Genomic DNA, 6753 nt, shown 5'->3' on the forward strand with positions numbered 1-6753 from the left:
GAGCGCGCCCAGCGGCGCCAGCCAGCCCGGATCAGCCGCACACTCTTGGCGCGGGGTGGAGCAGCCCGGTAGCTCGTCAGGCTCATAACCTGAAGGTCACAGGTTCAAATCCTGTCCCCGCAACCAACACACACACAACAACGATCACCACGATCCAGCCAAACAGCCGGTCCGCTCACGCGGACCGGCTGTTTCGTGCTCGGGGCTCACTCGGGGCTCAGCGGCCTTCCCCGCCCAGCACCAGGCGCAAGGACCGGGCGAGCTCGTCCCGGCGGTACGGCTTGTTCAGGACCGGCAATTCGCCGTGGCCGATGACCTGGCCCTCGTCGAGATTGGCGACGTAGCCCGAGGTGAGCAGCACCTTGATCCCGGGGCGTACCCGCTGGGCCTCGACGGCGAGCTGCGAGCCGTTCATGCCCCCCGGCATGACCACGTCCGAGAACAGGATGTCGATGCGCTCCACGCCCCGGAGATGGCCTAAGGCCTCGGCGGCGTTGCGGGCGACGATGACCCGGTAGCGCAACTCCTCCAGGCTCTCCACCGCCATGCCGAGCACTTGCTCGTCATCCTCGACCAGCAGGACGGTCTCGCCCTCGCCGGCGCGGCGCAACGGGATGGTCCGGAGTGCGCCGGCCCCGGTCTCCTCGTCGGCCGGGTCGGTGGAGCGCGGGAAGTACAGTGTCACGGTGGTGCCGGCTCCAACCTCGGAGGCGATGTCGACGAAGCCGTTGGCGCTGCGGGTGAAGCCGTAGACCTGGCTGAGCCCGAGCCCGGTCCCCTTGCCGACCTCCTTGGTGGTGAAGAACGGCTCGAACACCCGCTGAAGCTTATCCGGCGGGATTCCCGCACCGCCATCGGTGACCGAGACCAGCACGTAGGGGCCGGGCGCCACGCCCTTCTCGGCCACAGCGCCGGTGCCGAGATGGACGTTGCGGCTCGTCACGGCGATCCGGGTGTGACCCGGCCGGCCCTCCATGGCGTCGCGGGCGTTGACGATCAGGTTGAGCACCGCGGCCTCGAACTGTGCGGGGTCGATGCGGATCGGATCGAGCGCGGGGTCGAGGTCGAAGGCGAGCTCCACCGCGCCGCCGGCGGCGCGTTCCGCGAGCGGCCGGAAATCCAGGAGCAGGCGGTTGGGATTGAGCGTCTGCGGCCGCAGCATCTGCCGACGGGAGAACGCCAGGAGCTGCTGGGTCAGCTGCTCGCCGCGCCGGGCCGCGCCCATGGCGGCCTCCGCAAGCCGCTTGACCCGATCGACCTGCTCCGGCCGGCGGAGCACCATGTCGAGCCCACCCACGATGACGGTGAGCAGGTTGTTGAAGTCATGGGCGACGCCGCCCGTGAGCTGGCCGATCGCCTCCATCTTCTGGGCCTGGCGCAGGGCCTCCTCGGTGACGTGCTGGTCGGTGCGGTCCATCAGGATGCCGGCGATCCGGGTCGCGGTGCCGGCCGCGTCGTACTTGACCTGCCCCCGCAGGGCGATCCAGCGCACCGCCCCGTCAAGCCGGCGGATCCGGCATTCCAGATCGAGCCGGCCGGTCAGGCCGACCGTGGAGAAGGCCCGGTCGACGCCCGCACGATCCTCCTCGACGACGTGGGCCAGGAAGGTATCCCGGTTCCAGAACGCCTGGGGCGCGTCGTAGCCGAACACCGTGTCGAAGCGAAGCGAGCGCCGGGACGCGCCGGTGACGTGGTCGAGGTCCCAGGATCCCATCCCGGCGGCGTCGAGGGCGAAGGCGAGGGTCTCGTGGGCGGTCTCGACCTCCCGGGTCCGCTCGGCCACGCGCCGTTCCAGCCCCTCGTTGGCGAGCCGGAGCTGCTCCCGGTCGCGCTCGCGCTCCAGGAGACGCTCACGCGCCTGGTATTGACGACGGCGCGCCCGCAGGGCCGCGGCCGTGGCGCTGACCAGGGTCTCGGCGTTGATCGGGCGCTCCAGCAGGACCACGTTGCCGAGCCGGGCGAGGAGCTGGGACGCGCGCTGGGAGCGGTGCCCGAGCTGGCGGGTCGCCAGCACGATGAACGGGAAGTCCGACCAGGCGGGCTGCGCCTCGAGCCATGCGAAAAGGTCCGACGGCCCGGTCTCCCCGAGGGCCTCTTCGGTGACGAGCGCGGCGGCGGCCCCGGCCCGGAGGGCGTCGATCCAGCCGGCGAGGTCGGGACAGATCGCGGCCGGCGTGCCGGCCCGGGCGATCACCTGCTCGGCCACCGCGGCGTCGCGCCCGCGCGGCGCCAGGATCAGGACGCGCTCCTCGTCCTGCGCCAATGCCGTCATGGGGCGCGGCCGTCGGCCGGCGCGTCGCCGGTCAGCATCGCCACCGCGCCGCGATAGGAGGGCAGGCCGGTGAGCACGCCCTCGAAATCGGCCAGGGCCTCGCCGACCTGGATCCCATGCGCCGACAGCTTCATCTCGCGGATGGTGCGCTCGTGCGCGTTGACCCGGCTCTTGACCACGGACAGGGCCGTGCGGACCTCGCCCTTGGCTTCGAAGAACCGGAACAGCAGGATCGAATCGCTGAGATAGCTGAGATCGATGTCGGTGCGGACCTCGCCGATGACCCCGTGCTGCCCCAGGACCAGCAGCGTCGTGACGCCCTGCTGGTTCAGGTAGCTCAGCATCTCGTGCATCTGCAGGATGAGGTACTCCTCGCCCGGCATCGCGTGCAGGTAGGCGTTCAGGCTGTCGATCGCGACGACGCTGGAGCCGTGCTCCTCCACGCTCTGCCGGACCATGCTGGAGAACTCCCCGGGGGAGAGTTCGGCCGGGTCGATCTGCGTGATGGTCAGGCGCCCGGCCGCGATATGCGGGCTCAGGTCCATGCCGAGGGTCGCCGACCGCGCGAGCAGGGTCGAGAGGCCCTCGTCGAACAGGTAGTAGGTGCCCCGCTCGCCGCGCTCCAGGGCGGTCAGCATGCAGCGGATGGCCATGGTGGTCTTGCCCACCCCGGACGGGCCGAGCAACAGGGTGTTGGTGCCGGGCACCAATCCGCCGCCGAGCAGCAGGTCGAGCGCGTCCGAGCCCGTGGAGCGCGCCGTCGCGTCGAACGGCGTGTGGTGCTCGGCCGCGATCAGGCGCGGGAACGCCAGGATGCCGCCGGTCTCCAGCAGGAAGTCGTGGTAGCCGCCCCGGTACTTGATGCCACGCATCTTGACGATGCGCAGGCGCCGGCGCTCGGAGCCGAACTCGCGCGGGACCTGCTCCAGCGAGACGACCCCGCGGGCGATGCTGTGGAGCTGCAGGTCGCCCGTCTCCGACGTGCGGTCGTCGAGCATCAGCACGGTGCAGGCCCGCTTGGCGAAGAACTGCTTGAGCGCCAGGATCTGGCGGCGGTAGCGCAGTGGGTTCTGGGCCAGCAGGCGCAGCTCCGACAGCGAGTCGAACACGACCCGCTCGGGCTTCAGCGCCTCGACCCGGGCGATGACCTCCCGGACGGTCTCGCCGAGTTCGATCTCGGACGGGTGGAGGATCGACTGCTCGCTGTCGGGGTCGAGCCCCATCTCGTTGACGAGCTCGTAGAGCTCGATGCCGTCGAGAGACCAGCCGTGGGTCGCGGCGGACGCGCGGAGCTCCTGGCCGGTCTCCGACAGGGTGACGTAGAGCGTCGGCTCGCCCCGGGCCGCGCCCGCGCGCAGGAACTGGAGCGCCAGGGTGGTCTTGCCGGTTCCGGGCGTGCCCTCGAGCAGGTAGAGGCGGCTCGGGGTCATGCCGCCGCAGAGGATGTCGTCCAGGCCTGGAACGCCCGTCGAGATTCGCGGCGCCGGACAGGCCGGGAACGCCGTTTCGGTATCGGTCATCGGCTTGCCCTACGCTTCCCCCACGGTCCCACGCACCCCCCGGTGCCGCGCGCACGGTAGCGGCCGCGCCATGCCTTGTCAGTGCCATGCCTTGTCAGTGCCGCCCGCGCCGCAGCCGTGAGGCGCCCGTGCGCCGCGGGACAGCGCGGGGCCTCACGGCTCGATCATATCCCGGATGCGCGCGGCCAGCGCCTCGATCACGAAGGGCTTGGTGAGCACCTGCATGCCGTCGTCCAGGTAGCCGTTGCCCACCGCGGCGTTCTCGGCATAGCCGGTGATGAACAGCACCTTGAGCCCGGGACGGGTCTCGCGGGCGGCATCGGCCACCTGCCGGCCGTTCATGCCGCCCGGCAGGCCGACATCGGTGATCAGCAGGTCGATCCGCACGTCCGATTGCAGGACCTTCAGCCCGGACGGGCCGTCGGCGGCCTCGATCGCCATGTAGCCGAGATCCTCCAGGACCTCGGTCACCAGCATCCGCACGGAGGGCTCGTCGTCGATGAGCAGGACCGTCTCGCCCTGCTCGGCCCGGGGCACCGCGCCGGCATCCGGCACGGCCACCGCGGCGGAGATGTCGCCGTGGAAGCGCGGCAGGTAGAGGCACACGGTCGTGCCCTGACCGACCTCGGAGTAGATCCGCACCTGCCCGCCGGATTGCCGGGCGAAGCCGTAGATCATCGACAGGCCGAGCCCGGTGCCCTGCCCGATGGGCTTGGTGGTGAAGAACGGGTCGAAGGCCTTGGCGATCACCTCCGGGGGCATGCCGGTCCCGGTATCGGACACGCAGAGCGACAGGTACTGGCCGTGCGGCAGGTCGCGCTCCCGGGCGGCGCGGTCGTCGAGCCAGCGGTTGGCGGTCTCGATGGTGATGCGCCCGCCCTCCGGCATGGCGTCCCGGGCGTTGATGCACAGGTTCAGGAGCCCGTTCTCGAGCTGGCCGGGATCGACCAGGGCGGGCCACAGGCCGGCCGAGCCCACCACCTCGATGTGGATCGACGGGCCGACGGTCCGGCGCACCAGCTCCTCCATGCCGTGGACCAGGGCGTTCACGTCGGTGGGCTTGGGGTCGAGGGTCTGGCGGCGCGAGAAGGCGAGCAGGCGGTGGGTCAGCGCCGCCGCCCGCTTGGCCGCGCCCTGGGCGGCGGTCATGTAGCGGTCGAGGTCGGTCAGCCGGCCCTGGCTCATCCGCGTCTGCAGCAGCTCCAGGCTGCCCGAGATGCCGGTGAGCAGGTTGTTGAAGTCGTGGGCGATGCCGCCGGTCAGTTGACCGACCGCCTCCATCTTCTGCGATTGCCGCAGGGCCTCCTCGACCTTCTCGCGCCGGGCGGCCTCCTCCTCGACGCGCCGCTCCAGGGTGGCGTTGAACGCCTCCAGGGCGGCCTTGGCGCGCAGCTCCTCCTCGATGTTGCGGGCCTCGATGACCGTGCCGATCGGCTCGCCGCGCTCGTTGCGGATCGGGCTTGCGGTGAAGCCTACGGGATAGAACGAGCCGTCCTTGTGGACGAAGACCTCCTCGCCCTGCTCGCGCTCGTTCTCCGGGAAGGCCTGGTCGATCGGGCATTCGCAGAGCGGGTAGGGCGATCCGTCCGGCCGCGTATGGTGCACCACGTCGTGCAGGGCGCGGCCCTCGGTCTCCTCCAGGGCGTAGCCGGTGAGCGTCTCGGCGGCGCGGTTCATGTAGCTGCAGTGCTGGCGCTCATCCATCAGGAAGATCGCCTGCGAGGTGTTGTTGAGGATGGCGTCGAGCCGGCGCGTGGTCTCGACCAGGCGCTCCTCGGCGGCCTTGCGGTCGTGGATGTCGGTGACCGAGCCGATATAGCCGCGGAAGCCGCCATCCTCGCCGCGACGGGGCTGGGCCGCGTCGATGAACCAGCGATAGCGGCCGTCGGCGCCGCGCAGGCGGTACTCGACCTGGAACGGCCCGTGCCGGGCGTTGGCGTCCAGGAACGCCCGGGCCGAGGCATCCCGGTCGTCCGGGTGGACCGCGTCGAGCCAGCCGAGGCCAAGGCTCTCCGCCTCGGTCTGGCCGGTATACGCGTACCAGCGGCGGTTGAGGTAGGTGCAGGCCCCGTCGGCGCCGGTCACCCACATCATCACCGGGGCATGGTCGGCCATGTTGCGGAACCGCGCCTCGCTCTCCCGGAGCGCGGTCTCGGCCCGCATCCGGGCGGTGGTCTCCGTGCAGGTGCAGAACACCCCGGCCACCGCGCCGGCCGCGTCCCGGAGCGGCGCGCAGGAGAGGGTGAACCAGGTCTCCTCGTCGTAGCCGTGGCGGTTCATGACCAGCGGCCGGTTCTCGACCCAGGTCGCCTCGCCGGCCATCGCCGCCTCGACGAGGGGCGCAAGGTCGGCCCAGATCTCCGCCCAGACGTCCCGGAGCGCGCGCCCATGGCGGCCGGATGCTTGCTGCCTAGCACATCCGCGTAGGCGTCGTTGTAGAGGAGGCCCAGCGCCGGCCCGACGGCCACGAACATCGGGAATCCCGACCCATGGATCAGGCTCACGGCAGCCGACAGCCACTGGGGCCAGCGCTCGGGCGGGCCCAGCGGCGAGGAGGACCAGTCGAACGCGCGCATGACGGCGCCCGCCGCGCCGCCGCCCGCGACCAGGGCCGGACCGTCCCAACCGGGCCCCCCGTCCTCCGCACGCCCCGTCACCCTCGCCAACCCGGTCTCCTTCAACACGCGCGCCCGCGCCCGCCTGAACCGTAGCAACAACGCCGCTCGGCGGCGGCCGTTCTCGGCCCCGGCGCGGAAGGCTGCCGGGCCCAGCCCTTGTCGCCCCTGCGAAGGGCGGCGCCAAGTCTCCATCCGGAACCCGGATCCGGATCGACGGACTTGCGCGCGCGGCGAGGGGGAAATACTGGCCCTGGCCGGCACTCGCGGGTGCCTGCGGCTTTCGAGCCCGTCCGAATTGCCGTGCGCCCCGTTCCGCGAGGCGCTATTCCCCCCTGAACCACCC

At 71.4% G+C, this 6753-nt stretch carries 3 protein-coding genes and 1 tRNA gene; 1 reads left to right on the plus strand and 3 read right to left on the minus strand.

Features of this window, described 5'->3' with window-relative positions:
• Window positions 1-49 precede the first annotated feature (49 nt).
• Window positions 50-126 (plus strand) — tRNA-Met (locus FV242_RS31990).
• Window positions 127-217: 91 nt separating this feature from the next.
• On the opposite strand, the gene FV242_RS31995 is transcribed toward FV242_RS31990, so the two are convergent.
• From FV242_RS31995 to FV242_RS32005, 3 genes are all read right to left on the minus strand, one after another.
• A complete protein-coding gene (locus tag FV242_RS31995; protein WP_147941745.1) occupies window positions 218-2272 on the minus strand; it encodes a PAS domain-containing hybrid sensor histidine kinase/response regulator in 2055 nt (684 codons plus the stop codon).
• The gene (locus tag FV242_RS32000; RefSeq protein ID WP_147941746.1) at window positions 2269-3792 is read right to left on the minus strand and encodes an ATPase domain-containing protein; all 1524 of its coding nucleotides are present in this window, start codon (window positions 3790-3792) and stop codon (window positions 2269-2271) included. Before FV242_RS32000 ends, FV242_RS31995 begins: the two co-directional genes overlap by 4 nt.
• A gap of 153 nt (window positions 3793-3945) precedes the next feature.
• Window positions 3946-6312 (minus strand): PAS domain S-box protein, encoded by a 2367-nt coding sequence (locus tag FV242_RS32005; RefSeq protein ID WP_246692985.1) that lies wholly within the window; start codon window positions 6310-6312, stop codon window positions 3946-3948.
• Window positions 6313-6753 lie beyond the last annotated feature (441 nt).

Origin of the sequence: Methylobacterium sp. WL64, assembly GCF_008039945.1 — a bacterium.
GTDB lineage: Bacteria > Pseudomonadota > Alphaproteobacteria > Rhizobiales > Beijerinckiaceae > Methylobacterium.